The sequence below is a fragment of the Nocardioides sp. W7 genome, assembly GCF_022919075.1.
Taxonomy (GTDB): Bacteria; Actinomycetota; Actinomycetes; order Propionibacteriales; family Nocardioidaceae; genus Nocardioides.
Genome location: NZ_CP095078.1, coordinates 1,479,533 through 1,504,342, shown reverse-complemented (window position 1 = coordinate 1,504,342; position 24,810 = coordinate 1,479,533). Strand labels below are relative to the sequence as shown.

Genomic DNA, 24,810 nt, shown 5'->3' with positions numbered 1-24,810 from the left:
GCCCAGTCCTGTCCGGGTCAGCCCCAGAAAGCCTTGACCACCCGCTCGGCGCTGTGGCCGTCCTGCAGGTAGTTGTAGGTCCGGTGGAAGTCCTCGACGGCGCCGGCGTACTCCTCGGTGAGGCGGGGCAGCCGCCGGAGCCAGTCGATGACCTGGTCGGCGGTGTCGACGAGGGGGCCGGGAGCGGAGTCCTCGAACGGGTAGAGGAATCCGCGGACGCCGCCGGTGTAGGCCGCCAGGTCGGGCACCAGGAAGATCATCGGCCGCCGGGCCAGCGCCACGTCGAAGCGCAACGAGGAGTAGTCGAGCACCGCTGCGTCCGCGGCCAGGATCAGGTCGTTGATCTCCGGGTAGCCGCTGACGTCGAGCAGTCGCGCCTGGGTGTCGGCCGTGGCGTCCGGTCGCGTGTGGAACCGGTGCCCGCGCATCAGGAAGACGTAGTCCGGGCCGAGCTTGCGGCTGGCCGACTCCAGGTCGAGGTGGTGGATCATCTCGGCCGAGCGCCAGTTCGTGGCGAGGTCGTCGCGCCAGGTCGGCGCGTAGAGCACGACCTTCTGCTCCGGTGAGATGCCGAGCCGACGTCGCGTGTCCGCACGACGCTCCTCGGCTCCGTGGTCGACCAGGGCGTCGTCGCGGGGGTAGCCGGCGCTGTGGATCGCGCCGTCGTACTCGTACTCGTGCCGGTAGTAGACGTCCATCTCGGGCGCCGGGGTGAGGATCAGGTCCCAGTCGCGTGAGGTCCGGTCCAGCTCGAGCCTGATCCGGCGCGGGGTGTAGCCCTTGGCCTGCCACATCCGGATGCCCATCGACTTCGCGGGGTAGCCGTGGAAGGTCTGCAGCAGCGACTGACCCGGCCGCTTGGCGAACCACCGGTCGACGTCGATGTTGAGGCACAGGTAGCGGGCGGTCGTCAGCACGCGGTACCACTCGCGCGAGCGCATCAGCACCGGCACCGCGCCCTCGGGCAGCTGGGAGGCGCTGTCGGCGACGCCCCAGTAGAGCGTCAGCTCGGGGTGGGTACGCCGCAGCTCGTGGTGGATGGCCAGCTGGCTGTCGGTCGCGGTGGCGCCGTCGTACGACTGCAGGTAGACGGCGTCGGCCTCGATCGGCTCGGTGTGGCTGCGGGCCCAGGCCTGCAGCCGCGCCTGGCCGAAGGGACCGCGCTCGTCGTCGGTGAGCGGCGGCAGCAGCTGCACGCCGGGCCCGCGTCCGGTGCGGGCCGCCCGGAACCGGTAGCCGTGGGCGACGGTGAAGTCGAGGATCCGGTCCAGGACCGGGCCGCCGAGGACCACCCGGGCCGCGGACCCGGGGACGCCGTCGAGCTCGAAGACGTACGAGCCCGGGGGCACCGGGGTCGGCCCGAGCTGCCACGGGTCCCACCGGGTCGGCACCGAGGCGCGGACGACGCCGTCGGCACCGGTCCGCAGCTCGGCTCCGAGCCGGGCGGGGCCGAGGAGCTCCACGTTCCCCTGGGCCGGCGTGCCGAGCCAGGTGCCGGTGAGCTCGATGGTCTCGGCCGAGAGCTCCACGCTGTCGAGGACCAGCACGCCGTCGGCCTCGAGCACGTCGACGTCACCGGTGCCGGAGCGGCTGAGGACGACGCTGCCCTGCCCCTCGCCGAACCAGGTGCGCTCGTCCGCCGGCCAGCCGACCGGCAGCGGGGCGCCGTTCTCGGGGAGCGCGACGAGCTCCCACCGCGCGAACTCGCGGCCCACCCAGGGCTGCGGGACCTCGAGGTCGAAGCGGAGCACGTCGCCGTCCGGGCGCAGGGGCACCCTCTTCTCCAAGTTGCCCATCGTGACCTGCAGGCTGCGCAGCCCGTCCCGGCCGGGACGGACGGCGCCGACGACCCGGCGGCCCGTGACCCGGGCGTCGACGAGCCGGGGGCCGTGGTCGCGGCGTACCTCGATCCGGAAGCGGGCACCCTGGCGCACCGGACCGACCCGCTGGTCGCCGTGCCGGCGCGCGCCGACGTGGCCGTGCCACAGGGCCCCGGCCATCCCGCGCTCGTCGAAGCGGGTGACTCCGCCGCGGCGGGTCAGCCCCTGGGTCGTCATCCGGACGTCGAGGGTCCAGCGGGCGGTCTCGGCCGCGACCGACGTCGCCTCGGCGAGGGCGGCGGTGTCGACGTAGGCCCGGAACGTGCCGTGCGACCAGTCCTGGTGGCTGCGACCGTCCTGGTGGTTGACCATCGGGTCGACGCGCTGAACGATCTCCAGCGGGACGCGCTCGTCGCCGCCGTCTCGGACCAGCTGCACCCGCAGGTCCGGGAGCTCGTCGACGCTCACGTGGTCGACGTAGGCGGCGAGGTCGAGCTCGAGTCGGTCGCTCGAGGCCCACGCGACGTTGCGGAGGACGACGACCAGCGGCGTCTCCTGCTCGGTCATCACGTAGCAGTCGTCGGGGACGCCGACCTCCGGGTCACCGCGGAACGGCAGATCGGCGGTCACCACGCCGTCGACGACGTGGGTCGGCCGGTTGTCGCGCTCGAAGAGGCGGCTGGTCACCAGCTCCTCCAGCTCGGCGCGACGGCCGGCCTGCAGCAGCCACAGCTTGACCCGCGACTCCGAGCTGAGCGAGCGCCAGGCCTGGTCGCCGGCCGAGCGCAGCAGCAGCTGCACGTGGTCCCGCAAGCGGATCCACTGCTCGTCGGTGGCTCGCTCGACGTCGGCGACGAAGGGCTGGATGGCGGTGTCGAGCACGCCCCACAGCCACCAGTCGCTGACGTCGGGCAGGTCGAGCTCCTCCAGCTGCGCCCAGGTGCGCTCGTGGTCCTGCAGCCACTCGTCCAGGCCGGCGAGGACATCGGTCATCGCACCGACGCTCACCCCGTCGCGCCGGCCGGTCGGCACGTAGGTGTCCTCGGCGAGCAGGTCGAAGCGCGCGGCCCGGGCGTACGACGCGAGCGCGACGTCCACTCCGCGGGGCCGCTCGGGGGTGAACCGCAGCCCCGAGCTCCTCCAGAAACTGGTCCGGAGCATCCGGTTGCCGAGCCCGAGGTCGGTCACCGCCACCGGTGCGGTGGCGAGGTCGATGCCGACCAGCTCCAGCTCGTGGGCGGCCCGGAAGGGCGAGTCCACGTGGCGCCCCGGGGGGCCGGGCGGGAGGGCCATCCGCCCGACCGCGAAGTCCGACCCGGACCGCTGTAGCACGTCGGTGAGCCGGTCGAAGGCCTGCCGGGGCAGGTTGTCCCCGCCGCCGACGAAGATCAGGTAGACGCCCTTCGCGGCGGCGGCACCGTTGTTGCGGGCCGCGGCGGCGTCGGGTGCGTCGTCCTTGTCGAGGATGATCCGCCAGTCGGCGTCGGCGTGCTCGGTGGCGATCCGGCGCACCTCGGTGCTCCGACCCCACGGCTGCACCCGGACCTCCAGGCTGCGGTAGAGCTGCCCGCGCAGCTCGTCCAGGCACGGGCCGATCCGGGTCGACTCCTCGTCGCTGACGGCCAGCACCACGGTCACCAGCGGGTCTCCCCACCCGCTCCGGAACCGGCGGCTGGCCCGTCCGACCGGGCCACGGATCCCTCGCGGGGTGGCCTTGCCGACCCGCACCAGGGCCTGGGTCAGCCGTTGACGTGGACGCACCGACGAAGCTCCTCTCGACACCTGCTGGGGCGTGGCGATGCTACCGGCCACCCCCACCGGACCCCGCGGCGGTCGACGGCGGGGGAACACCCCCGCGCCTGGCCTCAGCCCGCCGCGACCCGCCCACCGCGCCAGGTGCCGCCGTCGCGCAGGCCGCGGGCGTAGCGACCACCGAGCCGGAAGCTCCACCGCGGGATCGATGTGTCCTCCCACAGCGGCAGGTGCACGTAGTAGCCGTCGTCGCACTCCTCGACGGGGAAGTCGCGCACCACCCGGCCGCCCGCCCGGTTGAAGGCCTCCACGTCGGCGCGCCGCTCGTCGCCGATCAGGTGGTAGACGACCTTGTGCTGGGGGTCGACCCGGTCCCAGAACTCATGGTTCGGCATCAGGGCCAGCAGCCCGCGCACCTCCTCGACCAGGGCGCGCCAGTAGTCCTCGGGCGCCTCCTCGACTCGGCGGATCGTCGAGGCGAAGTCGTTGTTGAGGTAGTGGGTCAGCCGCGCGTCGTGGAGCTTGCGACCGCTGACGACCTCGAGGATCTCCAGCGACTCACGAGCGGTTCGGAAGCGGTCTCTCATATTGGCGAGGGACAGCACCTGCTGGGTCATCGACGAGCGGTCGTCCCGGGCCCGCCAGGCGACCGTCGGCTCGGTGAGGGAGTCGACGGAGCGGGCGTGCCCGAAGGCGCGGGCGCTGACCAACTGGTCCTGGTAGTAGCCGGGCAGCGCGAACTCGCGGACGCTCTCGTCCCAGAACGAGCGGCGGTAGACCTTGCTCCACTGCACCGCGTTGACCATCATCGTCGGCCGGTCGGTCACGGCCGCGCCGATCATCTCCTTGGCGTGCGCGCGGCGGATCCACGGAGCGGCCGGCTCCTGCACGCCGTCGCGGATGCGGACGTACGACGCCTGCGCGAAGTCGGAGCCGCTCGTGCGCAGGGAGCGCACCATCCGCTCGTAGGCTCCGGGCAGCACCACGTCGTCGCCGTCGAGGAAGGTCACGAACTCGCCGGTCGCGTGGCCGAGCGCGAGGTTGCGCGCGGCGTTCGGACCGCTGTTGGCCTGGGCGTGCACCTGGAGCCGGTCGTCCGCGGCCGCCAGGTCGTCCAGGATGGCGCGGGTGCCGTCGGTCGAGCCGTCGTCGACGACGACGAGCTCCACCTGCCGGTGGCTCTGCCCGAGGACGGACCCCACCGCCTCGGCTATGTACGGCGCGACGTTGAACGCCGGCATGATCACGCTGACCCGGCCCTCGACGCGGCGCTGCTCCTGGCGCCGTCGCTCCCGCGGCGAGACCGGCGCGGGATGCGCCAGCACCCCGAGCCGAGGCGTCAGCACGTCGCCGTCCGCCATCACTTCCTCCTTCGGCTGCGCGCCTGATCGCCGGCCGGCAGGTCACGGAGCACGGTCGTGGATTCTGCCTCATCCCCGACGAGCGCCGTACCGGTTCCCGGGGACCGGCGCGGCGCTCGTCGGCTGAGGCAGGCGGAGCCGACCCGAAGGCCGACCCTCAGAGCAGGTCGGCGGAGGCGAGGAAGTCGGCGGCGACGTCCTCGGCCCGCTCGCGGTCGACCTGCACCCGGACGAGCAGCTCGGCGAGGGTGTCGTTGTCGAGCGCGGCCATCAGGGCGTTGAGCGGCTCCTCCACGTCCGGGTGCTCGTCGAGGAACGCCGTCGACACCGCGGGGACGAGGTTCTGCGCGGGCTGGATGCCCAGGTCGTCCTCCAGCAGGAGCAGGCCCTGTTCCTCGAGGGTGCCGTCGAGGGTGCTGGTCTGGCCGAGCTGCGCCTCACCGTCGAGCACGGCCTGGAAGGTCTCCGGGGACGCGTAGCCCAGCGGCTCCAGGGTGACGTCGATGCCGTAGGTCTCGACCAGGCCCTTCTCGCAGTCGGCCCGGCCCTTGCAGTCGGGCGCGGCGGCCAGGGTGACCTGCTGGCCCTTCAGATCGGAGAGCGCGGTGACGTCGGGAGAGGCCTCGGTGCTCACGAAGTAGCCGTTGGCGGAGTACGCCGGGGACGGGTCGAGGAGGGTCAGGCCCTTCTCCTCCAGCAGTGCGGCGCCCGCGTCGATCGTCTCCTGGGCGTCGCTCGTCGAGAGCGCGGCCGCATCGGGACCGTTCGCGTCGGTGTTGAGCTGGTCGACGATGCCCGCGACGTACTCCGGAGCGATCTGGACGGCGTCCGGCATCTCCCCGAGGTAGGCCGGCCGGGTGTCGACCAGCCGGGTCTCGACCTGGTAGCCCTCGGCCTCCAGGACCTGCTGGTACATCGCGGTGACGAGCGCGGCCTCGTCGAAGCTCTGGCTGCCGATCACCACCGAGGTGCCCTCGCCCGAGCCGCTGGTCTCGGGGTCGTCGGCGGAGTCGGAGTCGAGGTCGTCCCCGGCACAGGCGGTGGCGAGGAGGAGCAGGCCGGCGGTGAGGGCGGCGGCGAGCGGACGTCGTAGCAACATGGTGAACCTTCTGTGTCCCGTGGCCGTGGCCACGCGTGTCCGGTGGTGTGAGCGGGTCCGCTCAGCCCCGGGAGGGGGCTTCGGCAACCGTAGACCCGGACGCCGACAACCGGGAGTCCCGATCGGGTGACGCGCGCCGCACCGGGTCGACGGCACGCTGCAGCAGTGCGGCGAGGAGCTCGAGGACCAGCGCGACCACCGCCACGACGACCGCGCCGGCGAGGCCCTGGCCGTAGTCGTTGCGGGCGAACCCCTCGGTGATGATCCGGCCCACGCCGGGCCCCGCCACCAGCGCGGCGATGGTCGCCGTGGCCCACAGCTGGACCAGGGCCAGCCGCACGCCGGAGGCCACGACCGGTACGGCGAGCGGCAGCTCGACGCGACGGAACCGCTGCCAGGACGACATGCCCATCCCGTCGGCGGCCTCCAGCAGCTCGGCGGGGACCTCGCGGACGCCGACGTAGGCGTTGGTGATGAGGGGAGGCAGCGCGAAGAGGACGAGCGCGATCAGGGTCGCGAGCCCCGCCCGGCCGTAGGGGCCGAAGTCACCGGAGCCCGGCCAGTCCGCGGCGACCAGGAGGGCGAGCAGCGCGAACGTCGGGACGGCCCGGCCGATGTTGGAGATGTTGATGGCCACGAAGCCGCCCCGACCGAGGTGCCCCAGCCAGAGGGCCAGCGGCAGGCCCACGATCATCGCCACCGCCAGCGCGGTGCCGGTGACCAGCAGCTGCTCCAGCAGTCGCGCCACGAAACCGTCGGGACCCGACCAGCTGGCGCCGTCGGTGAGGTAGCGCCAGGTCTCGGCGAAGATGCTCATGCGGGCGCGGCCCGCGTCCACGGCGTGAGGACCCGCTGCAGCAGGACCAACAGGGCGTCGAGCACGACCGCGAGGGCCACGCACAGCACCGCCGCCGTGACGAGCTCGGCCCGGAAGTCGCGCTGCACCCCGTGGGAGATCAGGTTGCCGAGGCCGCCGTACGCCACCAGCGTGCCGACCGTGGTGAGGGCGACCGTCGAGACGGCGGCGACCCGGAGCCCGGCCATCGCGACCGGCAGCGCGAGCGGGAGCTCGATCCGCAGCAACAGCCGGGCGCGCCCGTGGCCGAGGCCGGTCGCCGCCTCGCGGACGTCCTCGGGGACCGAGGCCAGGCCGTCGAGGAGGGCGCGGACCAGGATCGTCAGCGCATAGAGACCGAGCCCGATCACCACCGTGGTCGGCGACAGCCCCGTGAACGGGACCAGCAGCGGGAAGAGCGCGAGCGAGGGGATCGTGTAGAGACCGGTGCTGAGACCCAGCACCGCCGACCGCAGCCGCGGGAGGCGACGGGCGAGCAGGGCCAGCGGGAAGGCGAGCACGACGCCGAGCAGGAGGGCCGCGAGGGTGATCGCGACGTGCTGGACCAGGGCGTCGGTGATCTCGTCGTGACGGTCCTCGACGTACTGCCAGCAGAACCACTCGTTGACGAACCGGCTGTAGCAGCTCGGCTCTTCCGTCGGGAGGGCCGCTGCGGCGCCCGCCGTGGGTAGGGTCACGATCATGGAACGTACCCGTTCGGCGGACGGCGACGCGATGATCCGCCTCACGGGCGTGGGAAAGACGTACGCCGACGGCACCGTCGCCGTGCACGGCCTCGACCTGGAGGTCGGCCGGGGCGAGCTGGTCTGCTTCGTCGGCCCGTCCGGGTGCGGCAAGTCGACGACGCTGAAGATGATCAACCGGCTGATCGAGCCCACGACGGGGACCATCGAGATCGACGGCGCGGACGTGACCGGCCAGGACCCGGTCCAGCTGCGCCGCGGCATCGGCTACGTCATCCAGCAGGTCGGGCTGTTCCCCCACCAGAGGATCGTCACCAACGTGATGACGGTGCCGCTGCTGTACGGCGAGTCCAAGGCGACCGCCCGCCGCCGGGCCCTCGAGCTGATGGAGCTCGTCGGCCTCGATCCCGCGACGTACGCCGACCGCTACCCGCACCAGCTCTCGGGCGGTCAGCGGCAGCGCGTCGGCGTGGCCCGGGCGCTGGCCGCCAACCCGCCGGTGCTGCTCATGGACGAGCCGTTCGGCGCCGTCGACCCGGTGGTGCGGGTGCGCCTGCAGGACGAGTTCCTGCGGCTGCAGCGCGAGCTCGGCAAGACCGTCGTCCTGGTCACCCACGACATCGACGAGGCGGTGCGGATGGGTGACCGGGTCGCGGTCTTCGCGACCGGCGGCCGGCTCGCGCAGTACGGCACCCCGGCCGAGGTGCTCGGCCGGCCCGCCGACGACTTCGTCGCCGACTTCGTGGGCTCGACCCGCGGCCTGCGCCGGCTTAGCGTCACCCGGATCGACCGCGCGCACCTGGAGCCGCTCGACGGCGTCAGCGCCGGCTCCCTGGGCGCCGTGATCGACGTCGGCGCCTCGCTCGAGGAGGCGCTCGCCGTACTCCTGCGCGACGACCGGGGCCTGGTCGGCGTCAAGGACGGCCCGCAGTTCGTCGGCGTACTGACCCCCAACGGCATCCACCGCGCCCTGCGCGCGTCCCTCGCCGACACCTGAGCATCGCCGAGTCTGCACGAATGGTGGGCCGAGTCGGCACTACTGGTGCTGACTCGGCCCACCATTCGTGCTGACTCGGCGGTCAGGGGTGGGGCCCAGGGGGGTCAGTCGACGGGGACGTCGCGGTGCCAGGACTCGGTGACGTACTTCGTCTCCCAGCCCAGCGCGGCGTACAGCCCGTGCGCTCCGGTGGGTGAGTCGGCGTCGACCTCGAGGCCGACCCGGTCGCGACCGCGGGCGGCCGCGTCGGCGATCACGGTGCGCAGCAGACCCTTGGCCACGCCCCGGCCGCGGGCCGCCTCGAGCACGCCGATGTAGGAGACGTAGGAGCCATCGGGTCCGCTGGTGCTCGACGACACGTTGGCCACCAGCGCGCCGACGGGCTGCCGCTCGTCGCCGTCGACGAGCTCGGCCAGCCACCAGTGGTCCCAGCGGTGGCCGGGGTCCTCGCGCAGCCGGTGCAGGAACTCGTCGAAGGTCTCCTCCCACGAGTTGAAGTGGTCGACGAACGCGCTCTCCAGCACGTCGTGGACGTCGCGCAGGTCGTCCTCGTCGGGCATGCCGGAGCCGGTACGACGCACCAGGCGGATCCGCATGCCGTCCTGCTCCCACAGCGCCGGGTCGGGGACCAGCCCGACCTCGTCGGGGGTGACCGGGCGGGTCTGCTGATGCCAGGTCCGGACGTGGGTGAAGCCGGACGCGCTCAGCCAGGCGTGCTGGCGCTCGTCGTCGGCGAACGCACCGGTGTCGATCTGCTGGACCTCCAGGCCCCGCGCGGCGCCGACCGCCTTCGCCTGGCCGACCGCCCACTCCACGAGCACGTCGGAGCAGGCCCGGGCGATCGCGTCGGGCAGGTCCCGCTCGACGACGTGCAGGAAGAGCATCCGGCCGCCGGCCCGGTCGTGGACGCTCCCCCAGGCGCGGATCTCGTCGTCGGGGTCGCGGACGACGACGTTCTCGCGGGTGCGCAGGCCCTGCTCGGAGACCTCGACGAGCACGTCGTCGACGCCCGAGCCGGCCCAGCCGCGGCCGTGCCGCTCGTGTGCGCGCAGCAGCTGGGTCAGCCGGGCGACGACGAAGCGGTCACTGGGGTCCGGGGTCGCGACGCTCCAGTCCTCCGGCAGGCCGGGCGGGTCCGGGACCAGCTCCTCGGGGTCGGTCTCGAAGCGGGAGTCGTCGGGGATCACGTAGAGGCATTCTGCCCCACCGGGTCTGGAGTCGTGCAGCGGCTCAGGCGCGCTTGCGGGTCGCCTCGGCCGCGCGCCACGCGCTGGTGACCGTCTCGAGCTCCGCCTTGAGCACGTCGACCTGCTGCTCCAGCTCGGCCACCATGACGACCGCCTCGGCCGCGGTCTGCTCCGCCTCGTCGAGGCGGGACACGACCCGCTCGCCCTCGCGCTCGGCGACGTCGGCGCGACGCGCCTCGGCGTTCATCTTGCGGGTGGCGTCCGCGGCGCGGCGCTGGGCCACCCCGAGGGCGTCCTGCAGCTCGGCGAGCGCCGACTCGCGCTCGGTGATCCGCTCGGTCATCGAGGAGACGTACGACGCGTGCTCGGCCGTGCGCTCCTCGGTCAGCCGCCGGTAGGCCTGGGCCTGCTCGGCTCGGTCCCGGGCGGCGTCGCGGCGGGCCTGGGCCAGCTCGGTGTGGGTGATCCGGGTGGCGGCGGCGCCGAGCGCGACGCCGAGGAACGCGGCGACCGTGACCAGGAGCCACGAGCCGCTCAGGACCGCGCCGGTGACGACGGCGGCGGCGAGCACCAGGAAGGCCACGGCGACGGTCAGCCGGGTGCTGCGCTGGCGGCGACGTGCTGTGACGCGTGTGGTCGATGAGGCTGGTGCCGATTCGTGGGGCATGCCGTCGAGGTTATGCCTCCGGGTCGTCGGTTCGGACGCGACACGCTCGCTCGAGGAACAGCCCTCCGATGACCATCGCCAGGCCGGCGACCGCTGCGACGCCCGCGCGGGTCGTCTGCTCGCCGACGAGGTCGGACGCGAGGCCGAGCCAGCTGACGGCGTACCCGCCGTAGACGCCGGCCACCAGGGCGCCGACGTAGGCGCTCGCCCGGGCCAGCGCGAGCCGGTTCAGGGCGCGGTGCGGCTCGATCCGCTCGCGCCGCACCTGGAGCTGGCGCCAGGTCGACCAGGCGGCCACGCCGACGATCGCGGCCACCACGCCGAGGGCGACCGGCTGCGCCCAGGACACGACCCGCGCGGTCCCGTCGAGCTCGACCGCCAGGGGACGCACGAACCAGCCGGCGATCAGGCCGACGACCGCGCAGGCGGTGAGCGCTGCCGGTGAGGTGGGCCGGAGCCGCCCTTCACCGGGCCCGCCGGTCGGTTCCGGCGGCTCCTCGGGAGGCAGGCTCACCGGCGGCTCACTCGAGCTCGAGCAGCAGGTCGTCGCGCAGCGCCAGGCCGTCGGTGCCGAGGCTCGCCAGCAGCTCGGAGATCGGGCCGGCGTCCGGGAGCTCGGCGTCGGGCTCGAGGTCGAACCACGGCTTGAGCACGAACGAGCGCTCCCGGGCGCGGGGGTGCGGCAGCCGGAGGTGCTCGTCGTCGTTGCGGCGGTCACCCACCACGATCAGGTCGACGTCGAGGGTGCGCGAGGAGTTCGGACCCTCGGAGCGATCGCGGTCGAAGGCGTCCTCGATGGCCAGCGCACGGTCCATCAGCCGGGTCGCGGCGAGGGTGGTGTCGATGAGGACGACGGCGTTGAGGAAGTTCTTGGCCCCCGGGGGACAGTCGACCGGGGCGGTCTCGTAGACCGGCGAGACGCCGGTGACCCACACGTCGGGGGTGTCGGCGAGCGCGTTGACCGCGCCCTGGAGAGCCGTGATCCGCTCCCCGAGGTTGGACCCCAGGGCCAGGACCGCCCGGCGGATCGGACGCATCTCCCCGGTCAGGGTGTCGGCGTCGACGATGTGCGGGTTGGGGGTCTCAGTCACGGGGAGTCCTTCGCGTGATCGTCAGCGCGACGTCGCGGAACGTCGCCTCGATGGGTGCATCCGGCTTGTGAACCGTGACCCTCGCCCATTCAACACGGACGTCCAAGAGGCAGACGTCCGCGATCCGCTGCGCCAGGGTCTCGATCAGGTCGACCGGTTCCTGCTCCACGGCGTTCTTCACCGCGGCCACGAGACTCCCGTAGTCGACGGTGTCTTGCAAGTCGTCCGACGCCGCCGCAGGCGCGGTGTCGACCCCCAGTGCGAGATCGATCACGAAGGTCTGGCCCTCGCGCTTCTCGAACTCGAAGACCCCGTGGTGGCCGTAGCACTCGATGCCCAGCACGGCCAGCTCGTCGGTCGTCCCCTGCGTCATGGCGTCCTCTCCTTGGCGACGATCGCGGCGGTGGCGGCGATCGTGTCGCGCGCGGCACGTACGTCGTGCACGCGCACCCCCCAGGCTCCCAGGCGGGTCAGGTGGGCGACCACGGCCGCGTGGGCGTGCTCGCGCTCCTCGACCGGCCTCGGGGGGCCGCCCTCGGGCGCCAGCAGGCTCCCGAGGAAGCTCTTGCGGCTGGCGCCGACCAGCAGCGGGAAGCCCAGCGCCCGCAGCGGCTCCAGGTCGGCGAGCAGCTCCCAGTTGTGCTCGGCCCGCTTGGCGAAGCCCAGCCCGGGATCGAGCACGATCCGGTCCTCCGCGATACCGGCGGCCAGCATCGCCTCGACCCGGCCCGCGAGCTCGTCGCGGACCCCGGCGACGACCCCGCCGGGCCCGTCGTACGCCGCGAAGTCGGTCATGTGGTCGCTGTGCGCGCGCCAGTGCATCGCGACGTACGACGCTCCGGTGTCGGCGACGACGGCGAGCATCCTCGGGTCGGCGAGCCCGCCGGAGACGTCGTTGACCAGCGTCGCGCCCGCGCGCAGCGCCGCCTCGGCCACCTCGGACCGCATCGTGTCGACCGAGACGACCGCGCCCGCGTCGGCGAGCTGGCGGATCACCGGGACGACCCGCGCGAGCTCCTCGGAGACCAGCGGCCGGGTCGCGCCGGGCCGGGTGGACTCTCCCCCGATGTCGAGGAGGTCGGCGCCGTCGGCCAGCAGGTCCAGGCCGTGGGTCACGGCCGCCTCGGCGGTGAGGTAGCGACCGCCGTCCGAGAACGAGTCGGGGGTGACGTTGACGACGCCCATCACCCGGGGCCGGCTCATCGATCGCAGCAGGTCCACGGACCGACGCTAGCGTCTCGGACTGTGGATCAGCGCCATCGCCTCGGAGCGGGTGGCCGGGTCGGAGAGGAACGAGCCCCGGACCGCGGAGGTGATCGTGCGCGCCCCGGCCTTGCGGACCCCGCGCATGGTCATGCACAGGTGCTCGGCCTCGATCACCACGACCACGCCGCGAGCCTCGAGGATCTCGACGAGCGCGTCGGCGATCTGGGTGGTCAGCCGCTCCTGGACCTGGGGCCGCTTGGCGTAGACGTCGACGAGCCGCGCCAGCTTGGAGAGCCCGGTGATCTTGCCGGTCTCGGCCGGGATGTAGCCGACGTGGGCGACGCCGGTGAACGGCACCAGGTGGTGCTCGCACATCGACCACAGCTCGATGTCGCGCACGAGCACCATCTCCTCGTGCCCGAGGTCGAAGGTCGTGGTCAGCACGTCCTCCGGGCTCAGCCGCAGCCCGGCGGTGAGCTCGGCGTACGCCCGGGCGACCCGAGCCGGCGTCTCGAGCAGGCCCTCGCGGTCGGGGTCCTCGCCGATCGCCAGCAGCAGCTCGCGTACGGCGGCCTCGGCCCGGTCGTGGTCGTACTCCGGGATGTCCTCGGGCCGGCGCACGGGGCCGGTCACCGGGTCGGTCATACCGGTCCGGGTCCGGGCGGCGGCGGGGTCGGAGCCGCGTGCCCACCGAGCGTCGGGTCGCCGTGCACGTCGCCACCCGGTCCGGGCGGGGTGACGACGACGCCGGGAGAGCTGGCCGTCGCGAGGCCGTTGGCGGCGGCGCGGTCGCGGATCTCCTGCGGGATCTCGATCGGCGGGATGTCGGAGGGGTTGCGGTCCGGGGAGCCGGTCCACGCCGGGCGCGCCTGGCGGCGGCGCAGCGGGGTGAAGATCTCCGCGACCTCGCCCTTGTCGAGCGTCTCCCTGTCGAGCAGCGCGAGCACCAGCGAGTCGAGGACGTCGCGGTTCTCCTCGAGGATGTCGAACGCCTCCTGGTGGGCGGTCGCGAGGAACTTCTTGGTCTCCTCGTCGACGATGCCGGCGACGTCCTCGGAGTAGTTGCGCTGGTGGCCCATGTCGCGGCCCAGGAACGGCTCACCACCGGAGTCCCCGAGCTTGATCGCCCCGAGGCGCTCGGTCATGCCGTACTGGGTGACCATCGCGCGGGCCAGGCTGGTGGCCTTCTCGATGTCGTTGCCGGCGCCGGTGGTCGGGTCGTGGAAGACCATCTCCTCGGCCGCCCGGCCGCCCAGCATGTAGGCGAGCTTGTCGAGCATCTCCGAGCGGGTCTGGGAGTACTTGTCCTCGTCGGGCAGCACCATGGTGTAGCCCAGGGCCCGGCCGCGCGGCAGGATCGTGATCTTGTGGACCGGGTCGGTGCCCGGGAGCGCCGCCGCCACCAGGGCGTGGCCGCCCTCGTGGTAGGCCGTGATCAGCTTCTCCTTCTCGCTCATCAGCCGCGAGCTGCGCTGCGGGCCGGCGATGACGCGGTCGATCGCCTCGTCCATGAAGAGCGGCGTGATCAGCTTCTCGTTGTTGCGGGCGGTCAGCAACGCGGCCTCGTTGAGCACGTTGGCGAGGTCGGCGCCGGTGAAGCCGGGGGTACGACGCGCGATCGTCAGCAGGTCGATCGCCTCGGACATCGGCTTGCCCCGCGAGTGCACCTTCAGGATCTGGTGGCGGCCGGCCAGGTCGGGCGCGTCGACGCCGATCTGGCGGTCGAAGCGGCCCGGGCGCAGCAGTGCCGGGTCGAGGACGTCGGGGCGGTTGGTGGCCGCGATCAGGATGACCCCGCCACGCACGTCGAAGCCGTCCATCTCGACCAGCAGCTGGTTGAGGGTCTGCTCGCGCTCGTCGTGGCCGCCGCCCATGCCGGCGCCGCGGTGGCGACCGACGGCGTCGATCTCGTCGATGAAGACGATCGCCGGGGCGTTCTCCTTGGCCTGCTCGAACAGGTCGCGGACCCGGCTCGCGCCGACGCCCACGAACATCTCGACGAAGTCGGAGCCGGAGATGGAGTAGAACGGCACGCCCGCCTCGCCGGCGACGGCCCGCGCGAGGAGGGTCTTACCGGTGCCGGGAGGGCCGTAGAGCAGGACGCCCTTGGGGATCTTGGCGCCGACGGCCTGGAACTTCGCCGGCTCCTGGAGGAACTCCTTGATCTCGCCGAGCTCCTCGATGGCCTCGACGGCGCCGGCGACGTCGGCGAACGTCGTCTTCGGCATGTCCTTGGAGATCAGCTTGGCCTTGGACTTGCCGAACTGCATGACGCCGCGTCCGCCGCCGCCCTGCATGCTGTTGATCAGCCAGAAGAAGATCAGCACGATCAGGATGATCGGCAGGAACGAGATCAGCAGCGTCGCGAGGATGCTCTGCTCGGCGACCTCGGTCTCGACCTCGTCGATGGTGCCCTCGTCGAACTGCTCGAGCGCCGCCGCGAAGGTGGCGTCCTGGGTGCCGCCGATCCACTTCGTGAAGACGTCGGCGCCCTCGGAGCGGACGCCCTTGTCGAGGGTGGCCCGGATCTCCTGGTCACCGTCGACGAACGTGATGTCCTTGACGTCCCCCGAGGAGATGTACTGGCTCATCTTGGAGGCGGCGATCTCGTCGCCCCCACTGTTCGGGGTGAGGTATTGGAGTGCGAGCAGGACGCCGACGACAGCGACGACGATCCACACCCACGGACCCTTGAATATGCGCTTCACTGGCTTCTTCCGACTCGGGCACGTCTGAACCCACGACGGTACACGTCGTCGGCAATCACGATTGTCTCAGCAACCCGGTGCGTCCGCGCCCTCGGGCCGAGGATGCTCTCAGGAGTAGACGTGCGGCGCGAGGGTGCCGATGTCGCGCAGGTTGCGGTAGCGCTCGCGGTGGTCGAGGCCGTAGCCGACGACGAACTCGTTGCCGGGAACGTGCGCAGCGTCCCAGCCGACGCCCCAACCGTCCTCGCCGAGGGGTCAGGAGTACACGTGCGGCGCGAGGGTGCCGATATCGCGCAGGTTGCGGTAGCGCTCGCGGTGGTCGAGGCCGTAGCCGACGACGAACTCGTTCGGGATGTCCCAGCCGACGTACTTCACCTCGACCGGCATCTGCAGCGCCTCGGGCTTGCGCAGCAGGGTGCAGATCTCCACGCTCGCGGGGGTGCGGGAGGACAGGTTGGAGGTCAGCCACGACAGCGTGAGCCCGGTGTCGATGATCTCGTCGACGATGATCACGTGCCGGCCGGAGATGTCGGTGTCGAGGTCCTTGAGGATCCGCACCACGCCGCTGGACTTGGTGCCGGAGCCGTACGACGACACCGCCATCCAGTCCATCTCGATGTGCCGGGAGAACGCGCGGGCCATGTCGGCCATCACCATCACCGCGCCGCGCAGGATGCCGACGATCAGGATGTCCTTGCCCTCGTAGTCGGCCTCGATCTCGCGGGCCAGCTCGCCGATCCGCTCCTGGATCTGGGCCTCCGTGAACAGCACGTTGACCAGGTCGTTCTCCACGTGGGCTGCGTCCATGGCGGCCAGCCTAAAGGTCGGCCCTCTCGACCCGGAGGCCCCCGTCCACCCGCCGACCGCGCAGGTGCCCGGGCAGGTCGATCCACCGCTGGCCGTGCCAGTCGGTGACCAGCGCGTCGAGGGCCAGCACGTGCTCGTGGAACAGCTCGGCGGCCGGCGCGCCGGCGGCCAGGGCGGCGATCCGCAGCACCCGGCGTCGTACGGCGTCCGGCTCGGCGGCGAGGCCGGCGACCGGGAGCACCCCGTCCGCGTCGGCGATCCGCGCGTGCGCGGCCTCGGCGAGATCGTCGAGGAAGTCCATGTCAGTCCGCAGCTGGTCGGCGGTGCGGGCGAGGGTCGCGGCGACGCCGGGGCCGAGCTGCTCCTCCAGCACCGGCAGCACCGTGTGTCGGACCCGCACCCGGGTGTACGCCGGGTCGCTGTTGTGCGGGTCCTGCCAGAACTCGATGCCCTCGACCTGGCACGCGGTCACCGTGTCGGCGCGGGGTACGTCGAGCAGCGGGCGGCGGTAGCGGTCGAAGGCGCGCCGCATCCCCGCCAGCGACCGGCCGCCCGAGCCCCGGGCCAGGCCGAGCAGCACGGTCTCGGCCTGGTCGTCGCGAGTGTGGCCGAGCAGGACCGCGGCGGCGTCGAAGTGGCGCGCCAGCTCCTCCAGCACGGCGTACCGAGCGCGCCGGGCCGCCGCCTCCGGACCGATACCGCCCTCGTCCACCTGCACCCGGGCACCGACGGTCTCGTCGACCCCCAGGCCGGCCATCTGCTCGACGACCCGCTCGGCGTGCTCGGCCGAGCCGGACTGCAGGCCGTGGTCGACGGTCGCCCCGACCACCCGCAGGCCCGCGCGACGTCCCTCGGCCACGGTGCCCGACAGCAGGGCCAGCGAGTCCGCGCCCCCGGAGCACGCCACCAGCACGGTCCGGCCCGGGTCGAGGTCGGCGAGCGAGCGTCGTACGCCCCGGCGGACGGCGGCGACCGCCGGGTGGATCACCGCCGACTCACAGCACTCGGGCGACCCAGGCCTCCGGGTCCGCGATCTCGGCGGTGGTCGGCAGGTGCTCGGGACGCTCCCAGACCGCGTTGAACTCGGCCATCCCGACCTTGTCGACGACGCCGCGCACGAACTTCGCGCCGTTGCGGTACTGCGCCATCTTGGCGTCCAGGCCGAGGAGGCGGCGCAGCAGCCGGTCGAGGGTGCCCACGCCACCGCGCCGGTCGTTGAACTTCGAGCGGATGACGGCGACGCTCGGGATGACGTGGGGGCCGACCCCGTCCATCACCACGTCGGCGTGGCCCTCCAGGAGCGACATCACCCCGGTCACCCGGTCGACGATGGCCCGCTGCTCGGGCGAGCCGAGGGCGTCCATCAGGCTGCCGCCGCCGACCCCGCTGCGGAGCGTCTCGAAGACGCGCTGCAGGCCGTCCTCGAGGGCCGGGGACGAGTCCACGGTCTCGGCGATCGCGCGGACCTCGGAGAACAGGTGGTCGCGCATCCACGGCACCGCGGTGAACTGCACCCGGTGGGTCTCCTCGTGCAGGCACACCCAGAGCCGGAAGTCCGTCGGGTCGACGCCGAGCTCGCGCTCGATGTGCACGATGTTGGGGGCCACCAGGAGCAGCCGCCCGTGCGGGTCGTGGAACGGGTCGAACTGGCCGAGCACCTTGCCGGCCAGGAAGCCGAGCAGGCCGCCGATCTCGACGGCCGTGACCCGGGACCCGACGGCGAGCGCGAGACCCGAGGGCGGCTTCTTCTCGGTCAGCTTGTCGACGAGGGGCGAGAGGATCGTTCGGAACCCGTCGGCGTTGGCCTGGATCCAGCCGGGCCGGTCGACGACCAGCACCGGGGCGGTGTCGTCGGGGGCGTCGAGGCCGGTGAACTCACGGACCAGCCCGGTCGAGCGGGTGGCGCCGGCGCGCAGCTCCGTGACCGCGGCCGCGGCCTGCTCGCGGGTGATCGCGGGGCCCTCGCCGGCGATCCGGGACCCGATCTTCACGGCCAGGTCCCAGTCCACCATCTCCCGCGTCATGGCACGACCGTACAAGGGAGCTCCTCCTGACCGGACGCAGTCAGGCGCACGCACAGGCGGCGAGCGCGGATGCCGCGGCGTCGAGATCCTCCCGGGCGTCGAGGGTGTCGGCCGGAGCGACCCGGTCGGACATCAGCACGAAGAGCAGCGGCGTACCCGCCACGGTCGTCGCGATGCCGGCCAGGCTGCTGACCCCGGTGAGGGTGCCGGTCTTGGCGCGGACCCGACCGCGCCCCTCGGTCGGACCGCTCGCGAAGCGCGACGACAGGGACCCGGAGAAGCCGGCGACCGGAAGGCCGGTGAGCACGGTGCGCAGCGCCGGGGCCCCTGTCGCGGCCTGGCGCAGCACCCCGAGCAGGGTCGCCGGCGGGATCAGGTTCTGACGCGACAGCCCGCTGCCGTCGCGCAGGCGCACCCGGTCGGTGGGGACGCCGAGCCGGGCCAGCACCTCGAGGACCACGCGGGTCCCCTCGCCCGAGCTGCCCTCGGCGCCGCTCGCCAGCGCGAGCTGGCGCATCAGCACCTCGGTCGTCTCGTTGTCGCTGACCAGCAGCGCGTGCTCGACGAGCTGGGCGACCGGCGCGGAGCGGACCTCGGCGACCTGCTCGGCGCCCGCACCGGCGGGCCGGGCCGCCGGGCGGCCGGCGACCGCGACGCCGGCCTTCGCCAGCTCGCGGGCGAAGACCTCCGCGGCCGCACGCGGCGGGTCCGCTACCCGGCCGGTGCCCTCCTCGGGCCGGCCCTGGTCGGCCCATAGGGCCGAGATCGGCGCCACCACGCCCTCGGGCAGGTAGCTCGCGGGCCAGTGCGGATTGACCGCCGGCCCGGTGAACAGCGAGTCGTCGTACCGCAGCCGGACGCTCGTGACGCCCTCGGCCAGCAACGTCTGCGCGGTCTGCTGGGCCAGGGTCGTGAGGTCCGCGCGGGCCGGCCAGGCGGCGCGCTCCCCCGGCTTGCGGTCGGCGTCCGGCGGAGAGCTCGCCAGCAGCGGGTCGCCGCCGCCGACGAGCACGACCCGGCGGCCCTCGCGCACCACCCGGGTCGCGAACGTCTGCGCCGGGTCGAGGGTCGCCAGGGTCGCGAGCCCGGTCAGCAGCTTCGTGGTCGAGGCGGGGACCGCCGTACCCCTCCCGAAGGTGTACGTCGGCCCGCCGGCCAGTCCGCCGACCGCGGCGAGCACGTGCCCGCCCAGGTCGTCGTCGCGCAGGTACGGCGCCAGCGCGGCCCGGACGGCGGCCTTGTCGATCGGGGTGTCGACCGCGACCGGGGTGGCCAGCGGCGCGGGCTCGGTGATCGGCGGCAGGTCCAGCCCGGGGGGCGGTTCGACGGTCGACGGGTCCACCGGCCCGGCCGGGTCGCGCGGGAACCAGCGGTCGGCCAGGTCGTAGCGATAGGTCGCCGCGACGCCCGCCGCGAGGGCGAGCACGACGAGGAGCGCCAGCCACGACCGGAACCGGCCGTCCTCCGCCGCTGGGCGCACGCGCCCGTGGCGTCCGTCACGTCGGGCCACCGGATCTCCTCTCCCGCTACGCATCCGCGGCCATTGTGGGGGAGACTGCGCAGGTACTGACGGAGGGGCCCCACGCGCGGCCCGCAGATCGGCGGAGGAATACGTGCTGGAGTTCGACGTACTGGTGGAGATCCCCAAGGGTGAGCGCAACAAGTACGAGGTCGACCACACGTCAGGCCGGCTCCGGCTGGACCGGACGCTCTTCACCTCCACGCAGTACCCGGCCGACTACGGCTACATCGAGGACACCCTCGGCATGGACGGCGACCCGCTCGACGCGCTGGTCCTGCTCCAGCAGCCGACCTTCCCGGGCTGCCTGATCAAGTGCCGCGCGATCGGCATGTTCCGGATGACCGACGAGGCCGGCGGCGACGACAAGGTGCTCTGCGTGCCGTCGACCGACCCGCGCCTGGAGCACCTGCGCGACATCAGCCACGTCTCCAAGTTCGACCGGCTGGAGATCCAGCACTTCTTCGAGGTCTACAAGGACCTCGAGCCCGGCAAGTCCGTCGAGGGCGCCGAGTGGGTCGGCCGCACCGAGGCCGAGGAAGAGGTCCGTGCGTCGTTCCAGCGGCTCAAGGACAACCCGGGCGCGATTCACTGACCCCGGGCGCGTGAGTTTCTCCGCCCAGGCGGAGAAACTCGTTGCTGCGTCGTGAAGCTTCACGACGCAGCATCCAGTTCCTCGACACCGGTGTGACTGTTGTGGCGATCAACCCGCCCGCACGCCCCGGAAGTACGCGAGCGCGCCGCTGGTCGTGAGGGTCACCTCGCGCACGCCGAGCCGGGTCAGCCAGGCGACGACCTCGTCTCCGGTGCAGCCGGGCCCGAGCAGGCCGGCCCGCCGGCCGAGGCGGCGCGCCGGCTCGTAGCGCCGGCCGGTGTCGTTGAGGAACGCGCTGCCGGTGATCACCCCGCCCGGGCGCAGCACCCGGACCAGCTCGGTGACGGCGCGCTCCGGGTCGGGGAAGCAGTGCAGCCCGGTGAACGTCACGACCAGGTCGTACGACGCGTCCGGGAACGGCAGCGAACCCACGTCGGCCCCCACGGTCGTGACGAGGCCGCCGACGCCGCGGCGCGCCGCCAGCTCGGCCGTCCGCTCCAGCATCTGCGGCGACAGGTCGGCCGCGACGTACTCGACCTCCTGGGTCGGGCGCAGGGCGCGGACGGCGACTCCGCCGCCGCACGGCACGTCGAGGATCCGGGCACCCCGCGGCTGCTCGCCGATCTCGCGGGCCGCGGCGTACAGCAGGCGCAGGTCGCTGCCCATCGTCAGCCGCCAGGCCAGGCCGCCGGCGCGGGGGTGCTCCACGCTCCAGTCGTACGCCGAGGCGTACAGCGGATCGTCGGCCCAGCCGCCCAGCAGCCTCACCTGATCACCCCAGCAGGTCGGGTGAGCGGAGCATCTCGGGAGGTACGGCGAACGCGTCGACCAGGTCGTCGGCGAGCGGCCGGAGCTTGCGGCACAGGCTGCCGGTCTCGCGGCTGATCGCCTTCGAGCGGGCCACCGAGAGCCGGCCGTGCTCCATGAACCAGGCCCGGTCGGCCTCGATCGTGCTGAGCGCGTGCAGGTCGCACAGCAGCCGGAGCGCGATCTTGTTCTCGCCGTCGGGCAGCGCCTCGACCTTGGCGACGAACGCCTCCAGCACCAGCCGCTCGACGTGGGCGCGAGCCGCGCCGATCACGTGGTCCTGGACCCGGGAGAAGACCTCGCCCGGGTTCATCTTGTCGGCGATCCCCCGCTTCAGCCGACGGGCGACACCGGAGAGCATGTGCTCCTCGCGGAAGCGCAGCATCGCCAGCTGGTAGTCGCTGTCGAGCAGACCGGCCTCCTGGTCCCACTGGTCGCCGCCGGGCAGCACGTCCTTGATCCGCTCCAGCAGCTTGTGCACGGCGGTCTTCTCGATGACGGTCTCGACGGCGAGGTTGGTGACGAACCGGACCATGCCGAGCTGGTCGAGGTCCTCGAAGTCGCTGGCGTAGTCGGTGAGCAGACCCTTCGCCACCAGCTGCAGCAGCACGTGGTTGTCGCCCTCGAACGTCGTGAAGACGTCGGTGTCGGCCTTCAGCGCGGCGAACCGGTTCACGGCGAGGTAACCCGCGCCGCCGCACGCCTCGCGGCACTCCTGGATGGTGCGGGTGGCGTGCCAGGTGCCGAGCGCCTTGGTGCCGGCGGCCCGCGACTCCAGCTCGCGCTTCGCGTGCTCGCTGGTCTCGATCCCGGAGGTCACGTCGTGCAGCTGGGCGGCCACGATCTCCTGCGCGAAGTGCAGTGCGTAGGTGTGCGCCAGCAGCGGCAGCAGCCGGCGCTGGTGCATGCCGTAGTCGAGGAGCAGCTCCTCCTCGTCCTCGCTGGTGGCCTCGAACTGGCGCCGACGCAGTGCGTACTTCGTGGCGATCGTGATCGCGACCTTGGCGGCGTTGATGCCGCCGCCGCCCACGCAGACCCGGCCCTGCACGAGGGTGCCGAGCATGGTGAAGAAGCGCCGGTTGGGGTTCTCGATCGCACTCTCGTAGACCCCCGCCGGCGTCACGTCGGCGAACCGGTTGAGCAGCGCGGTGCGCGGCACCCGGACGTCGTCGAACCAGATCCGACCGTTGTCGACGCCGTTGAGGCCCATCTTCAGGCCGTCGTCCTCGATGCGTACGCCGGGCAGCGTGGCGCCGTCCCGGTCGCGGATCGGGACGACGAAGGCGTGCACGCCCTCGGACTTCCCGCCCACCTCGAGCTGGGCGAAGACGACAGCCACCTCGGCGTGCTTGGCGGCGTTGCCGATGTAGTCCTTGCGGGCGTCCTCACGGGTCGTCCGCACGACGAACTCCTGGGCCGCCACGTCGTACGTCGCGACGGTGCCGAGCGCCTGGACGTTGGAGCCGTGCCCCGACTCGGTCATCGCGAAGCAGCCCATCAGCTTCCCGGTGACCAGGTCGGACAGGTAGGCGTCGTGGTGCTCCTTCGAGCCGAGCTGGAGGATGGCGCCGCCGAACAGCCCGAACTGCACGCCGACCTTCACCAGGACCGACAGGTCGCCGTACGCGAGGGTCTCGAAGGCCGCGACGGACGCGCCGATGTCACCCCCGCCGCCGTACTCCTCGGGGAAGCCCATGCCGGTCTGGCCGGTCGAGGCCATCTCGACGACGACCTCCTTCACCCGCTCGCGGAACTCGTCGCGGGTCATCGTCTCGGCGTCGGTGAGGATGCCGGCGTACTCGGCGAGGTTGGTGCGCACCAGGTTGCGGACCTCGGCGTACTTCCCGTCCAGGAGCGCGGTCAGCGCGGGTACGTCGATCGTCGGCCGGTGGTAGCCGGAGCGCTGCTCGACCTCGGCGTCGGTGTCCTGCTGGGGCGTCGCGGCCGGGGCCGTCGTAGGCACGTCCTCGGCCGAGGACGGGGGCACGGTGTCGGTCGACATGCACCCACGTTACCCACGGGTCCGGTCGGCCAGACGTGGCGAGGATCGCGGTCTGGACCCTGCCTACGGACGGGCGTAGAACGTCGGCGGGATCCAGTAGTACATCGACTCCTCGGTGACCGGCTTGCCGGTGCGCGGGGCGTGGATGATCTGGCCGTCGCCGGCGTAGAGCGCCACGTGGTAGATCGACGACGGGCTGCTCGAGGAGCCCCAGAAGACCAGGTCGCCCGGCTTCAGGTCCGCGGAGCGGATCGGGGTCGACTGCTCGTACTGCGCCACGGAGTAGTGGGGCAGGCTCGTGCCGGCCGCCGCCCACGCGCCCGCGGTCAGGCCCGAGCAGTCCCACGCGGAGGGACCGGAGGCGGCCCAGCGGTAGGGCTCGCCGAGCTGGGCGCGGGCGAAGGCGAGCACGGCGGGTACGCCGGCGCCGGGCGTCGGCGGGGTGGTGTTCTGCGTCGGCGGGTCGGCCGGCTCCGGCTGCTCCTGCTCGGCGTCCTGCTCGTCGTCAGGGGCGGCCGGCGGCTGCGCGGCTGCCTCCTCGGCCGCCGCAGCGGCCTGGGCTGCCTGGGTGGCGGCCTCCTGCCGGGCCTGCCGGCGGGCCTGTCGCTCCGCGGCGGCCGCGGCCGCGGCGCGGGCCCGCTCCTCGAGCCCCGCCTGCCGGCGCTCGGCGAGCGCGACGCTGATGTCCTGGAGCCGGGCGAGGTCGGCGATCAGCCGGGTCTTCTCCTCGGCGACGGCGACCGCCTGGGCGTTCGCGCTGTCGGCGGCGGCCGCGGCGGCATTCCGGGCGATGAGCGCGTCCCCGGCGGCCAGGTCCGCCTCGTCCTGCGCGTCCTCGGCCCGGCCGGCGGCACTCTCCGCGATCACGGTCGCGGCCCGGAGCTCGTCGTAGCGCTGGTCGAGGGCGGCCTGACCCGCGCGCAGGGCGCTGGTGGTCGTCAGCATCGAGCTGATCCCGTCGGCCTCGGTGATCGCCGCGAGGGCGGCGAGCTGGGGCGTCTCCTGGTAGGAGGAGACCATCAGGTCGGCGTAGTCCTGGCGCAGGCTCTCCTGGTCCACAGCCGCAGCTCCGGCCGCCGCCCGGGCCTCCTGCGCGGTTCGCTGGGCCTCCTCGGCCCGCCAGCGCGCGCCGTTGTAGGCCTCCGCCGCCTGGGCGGCCGCGACGGAGGCGGTCTCCAGGCGGGAGTTGGCCAGGGCCAGCCGCGCCCGGACCTCGTCGACGGTGCCGGCGGCCTCGCGGGCGGCGCCCTGGGCCTGCTCGACCTGCTGCCGCGTGGGGAGGTCGGTCGTCTCGTCGGCGGCCGCGATGCCCAGGCCGGCCGCGCCGCTCAGCAGCGCCGTGGCCAGGGTGAGTCCCGCTGCGGTCCCGAGTCTGCGCACGGCAGGCCCCTCTCTGGCTGCGGTCAGGTCGTGGAAAGGCCCCGGGTAGCTGCTCGCCGCCCGGGGCCGTGACCGTCACGCTAGTGAACTTTCGTCACATGCGCCACAATTTCCCCAACTTTCTCAATTTTCACGGCGTGTCGGCTTGAAAACTACAACCGTGTAGTTCTAGGGGGTTCGCCCGTCGGGGCAGGGCGGCACGTCCGCCGACGGGCCCGGGAGTCGTTCGGGCAGGGGTCGGCGGCCGGG

The 24,810-nt window shown here is 73.0% G+C and carries 22 protein-coding genes and 1 pseudogene; 2 read left to right on the top strand and 21 right to left on the bottom strand.

All coding sequences use genetic code 11. The annotated features are described in order from the left end of the window. Positions 1-17: 17 nt before the first annotated feature. The 5 genes from MUB56_RS07105 to MUB56_RS07085 form a co-directional block, all read right to left on the bottom strand. The gene (locus tag MUB56_RS07105) at positions 18-3,581 is read right to left on the bottom strand and encodes a CDP-glycerol glycerophosphotransferase family protein (protein WP_244931205.1); all 3,564 of its coding nucleotides are present in this window, start codon (positions 3,579-3,581) and stop codon (positions 18-20) included. A gap of 104 nt (positions 3,582-3,685) precedes the next feature. Further along, positions 3,686-4,933, bottom strand: coding sequence for a glycosyltransferase family 2 protein (locus tag MUB56_RS07100; protein WP_244931204.1), 1,248 nt, complete (start codon positions 4,931-4,933; stop codon positions 3,686-3,688). Positions 4,934-5,090: 157 nt separating this feature from the next. After that, entirely contained in the window at positions 5,091-6,032 is a 942-nt protein-coding gene (locus tag MUB56_RS07095; protein WP_244931203.1) for a glycine betaine ABC transporter substrate-binding protein, read from the bottom strand. 61 nt (positions 6,033-6,093) lie between these two features. After that, positions 6,094-6,849, bottom strand: a complete 756-nt coding sequence (locus MUB56_RS07090; protein ID WP_244931202.1) for an ABC transporter permease — start codon at positions 6,847-6,849, stop codon at positions 6,094-6,096. Further along, positions 6,846-7,565: an ABC transporter permease subunit gene (locus tag MUB56_RS07085; protein WP_244931201.1), complete on the bottom strand. Its 720-nt coding sequence runs from the start codon at positions 7,563-7,565 to the stop codon at positions 6,846-6,848. The genes MUB56_RS07090 and MUB56_RS07085 overlap by 4 nt, the downstream gene beginning before the upstream one ends. 37 nt (positions 7,566-7,602) lie before the next feature. Here MUB56_RS07085 and MUB56_RS07080 point away from each other — a divergent pair, with 37 nt between their 5' ends. Beyond that, on the top strand, positions 7,603-8,568 hold the full coding sequence (locus MUB56_RS07080; protein ID WP_280637409.1) for an ATP-binding cassette domain-containing protein: 966 nt from the start codon (positions 7,603-7,605) through the stop codon (positions 8,566-8,568). A gap of 104 nt (positions 8,569-8,672) precedes the next feature. Here the strand turns inward: MUB56_RS07080 and MUB56_RS07075 are convergent, their stop codons facing one another. From MUB56_RS07075 to dacB, 13 genes and pseudogenes are all read right to left on the bottom strand, one after another. Next, entirely contained in the window at positions 8,673-9,755 is a 1,083-nt protein-coding gene (locus tag MUB56_RS07075) for a GNAT family N-acetyltransferase (RefSeq protein ID WP_244931200.1), read from the bottom strand. A gap of 43 nt (positions 9,756-9,798) precedes the next feature. Further along, entirely contained in the window at positions 9,799-10,422 is a 624-nt protein-coding gene (locus tag MUB56_RS07070) for a hypothetical protein (RefSeq protein WP_244931199.1), read from the bottom strand. Between the two features lie 10 nt (positions 10,423-10,432). Continuing rightward, on the bottom strand, positions 10,433-10,936 hold the full coding sequence (locus MUB56_RS07065; RefSeq protein ID WP_244931198.1) for a DUF3180 domain-containing protein: 504 nt from the start codon (positions 10,934-10,936) through the stop codon (positions 10,433-10,435). Positions 10,937-10,943: 7 nt separating this feature from the next. Continuing rightward, positions 10,944-11,513 (bottom strand): 2-amino-4-hydroxy-6-hydroxymethyldihydropteridine diphosphokinase, encoded by a 570-nt coding sequence (gene folK, locus MUB56_RS07060; protein WP_244931197.1) that lies wholly within the window; start codon positions 11,511-11,513, stop codon positions 10,944-10,946. Then, positions 11,506-11,886, bottom strand: coding sequence for a dihydroneopterin aldolase (folB, locus tag MUB56_RS07055; RefSeq protein WP_244931196.1), 381 nt, complete (start codon positions 11,884-11,886; stop codon positions 11,506-11,508). The genes folK and folB overlap by 8 nt, the downstream gene beginning before the upstream one ends. Beyond that, positions 11,883-12,716, bottom strand: coding sequence for a dihydropteroate synthase (gene folP / locus MUB56_RS07050; protein ID WP_244932361.1), 834 nt, complete (start codon positions 12,714-12,716; stop codon positions 11,883-11,885). The genes folB and folP overlap by 4 nt, the downstream gene beginning before the upstream one ends. Before the next feature lie 27 nt (positions 12,717-12,743). Then, entirely contained in the window at positions 12,744-13,364 is a 621-nt protein-coding gene (gene folE, locus MUB56_RS07045) for a GTP cyclohydrolase I FolE (protein ID WP_244931195.1), read from the bottom strand. Next, positions 13,361-15,427: an ATP-dependent zinc metalloprotease FtsH gene (ftsH, locus tag MUB56_RS07040; RefSeq protein WP_244931194.1), complete on the bottom strand. Its 2,067-nt coding sequence runs from the start codon at positions 15,425-15,427 to the stop codon at positions 13,361-13,363. The genes folE and ftsH overlap by 4 nt, the downstream gene beginning before the upstream one ends. Before the next feature lie 108 nt (positions 15,428-15,535). After that, a pseudogene (locus tag MUB56_RS07035) lies at positions 15,536-15,658 on the bottom strand (hypoxanthine phosphoribosyltransferase); the annotation flags it as partial. Between the two features lie 24 nt (positions 15,659-15,682). Continuing rightward, the gene (gene hpt / locus MUB56_RS07030) at positions 15,683-16,234 is read right to left on the bottom strand and encodes a hypoxanthine phosphoribosyltransferase (RefSeq protein ID WP_244931193.1); all 552 of its coding nucleotides are present in this window, start codon (positions 16,232-16,234) and stop codon (positions 15,683-15,685) included. 10 nt (positions 16,235-16,244) lie between these two features. Further along, positions 16,245-17,222: a tRNA lysidine(34) synthetase TilS gene (gene tilS / locus MUB56_RS07025; RefSeq protein ID WP_244931192.1), complete on the bottom strand. Its 978-nt coding sequence runs from the start codon at positions 17,220-17,222 to the stop codon at positions 16,245-16,247. A 7-nt stretch (positions 17,223-17,229) separates the two neighbouring features. Continuing rightward, a complete protein-coding gene (locus MUB56_RS07020) occupies positions 17,230-18,258 on the bottom strand; it encodes a zinc-dependent metalloprotease (protein WP_244931191.1) in 1,029 nt (342 codons plus the stop codon). Positions 18,259-18,298: 40 nt separating this feature from the next. Continuing rightward, a complete protein-coding gene (gene dacB, locus MUB56_RS07015) occupies positions 18,299-19,768 on the bottom strand; it encodes a D-alanyl-D-alanine carboxypeptidase/D-alanyl-D-alanine-endopeptidase (protein WP_244931190.1) in 1,470 nt (489 codons plus the stop codon). A 106-nt stretch (positions 19,769-19,874) separates the two neighbouring features. Between dacB and MUB56_RS07010 the strand changes: the two genes are divergently transcribed. Next, complete coding sequence (locus MUB56_RS07010) at positions 19,875-20,372, top strand: inorganic diphosphatase (protein ID WP_244932360.1); 498 nt, start codon at positions 19,875-19,877, stop codon at positions 20,370-20,372. Between the two features lie 108 nt (positions 20,373-20,480). On the opposite strand, the gene MUB56_RS07005 is transcribed toward MUB56_RS07010, so the two are convergent. The 3 genes from MUB56_RS07005 to MUB56_RS06995 all read right to left on the bottom strand — a co-directional run bounded on the left by MUB56_RS07005 (position 20,481) and on the right by MUB56_RS06995 (position 24,561). Beyond that, on the bottom strand, positions 20,481-21,140 hold the full coding sequence (locus MUB56_RS07005) for a class I SAM-dependent methyltransferase (RefSeq protein WP_244931189.1): 660 nt from the start codon (positions 21,138-21,140) through the stop codon (positions 20,481-20,483). Between the two features lie 4 nt (positions 21,141-21,144). Then, on the bottom strand, positions 21,145-23,181 hold the full coding sequence (locus MUB56_RS07000; protein WP_244931188.1) for an acyl-CoA dehydrogenase: 2,037 nt from the start codon (positions 23,179-23,181) through the stop codon (positions 21,145-21,147). 63 nt (positions 23,182-23,244) lie between these two features. Next, positions 23,245-24,561, bottom strand: coding sequence for a C40 family peptidase (locus tag MUB56_RS06995; protein ID WP_244931187.1), 1,317 nt, complete (start codon positions 24,559-24,561; stop codon positions 23,245-23,247). Positions 24,562-24,810: the final 249 nt, after the last annotated feature.

Excerpts from the sequence above, each read along its gene's own strand:
- MUB56_RS07100 (WP_244931204.1), bottom strand. The coding sequence starts at position 4,933 with ATGGCGGACGGCGACGTGCTGACGCCTCGGCTCGGGGTGCTGGCGCAT.
- MUB56_RS07095 (WP_244931203.1), bottom strand. The coding sequence starts at position 6,032 with ATGTTGCTACGACGTCCGCTCGCCGCCGCCCTCACCGCCGGCCTGCTC.
- MUB56_RS07090 (WP_244931202.1), bottom strand. The coding sequence starts at position 6,849 with ATGAGCATCTTCGCCGAGACCTGGCGCTACCTCACCGACGGCGCCAGC.
- MUB56_RS07080 (WP_280637409.1), top strand. The coding sequence starts at position 7,603 with ATGATCCGCCTCACGGGCGTGGGAAAGACGTACGCCGACGGCACCGTC.
- MUB56_RS07070 (WP_244931199.1), bottom strand. The coding sequence starts at position 10,422 with ATGCCCCACGAATCGGCACCAGCCTCATCGACCACACGCGTCACAGCA.
- folB (WP_244931196.1), bottom strand. The coding sequence starts at position 11,886 with ATGACGCAGGGGACGACCGACGAGCTGGCCGTGCTGGGCATCGAGTGC.
- folP (WP_244932361.1), bottom strand. The coding sequence starts at position 12,716 with ATGAGCCGGCCCCGGGTGATGGGCGTCGTCAACGTCACCCCCGACTCG.
- folE (WP_244931195.1), bottom strand. The coding sequence starts at position 13,364 with ATGACCGACCCGGTGACCGGCCCCGTGCGCCGGCCCGAGGACATCCCG.
- hpt (WP_244931193.1), bottom strand. The coding sequence starts at position 16,234 with ATGGACGCAGCCCACGTGGAGAACGACCTGGTCAACGTGCTGTTCACG.
- MUB56_RS07020 (WP_244931191.1), bottom strand. The coding sequence starts at position 18,258 with ATGACGCGGGAGATGGTGGACTGGGACCTGGCCGTGAAGATCGGGTCC.
- MUB56_RS07000 (WP_244931188.1), bottom strand. The coding sequence starts at position 23,181 with ATGTCGACCGACACCGTGCCCCCGTCCTCGGCCGAGGACGTGCCTACG.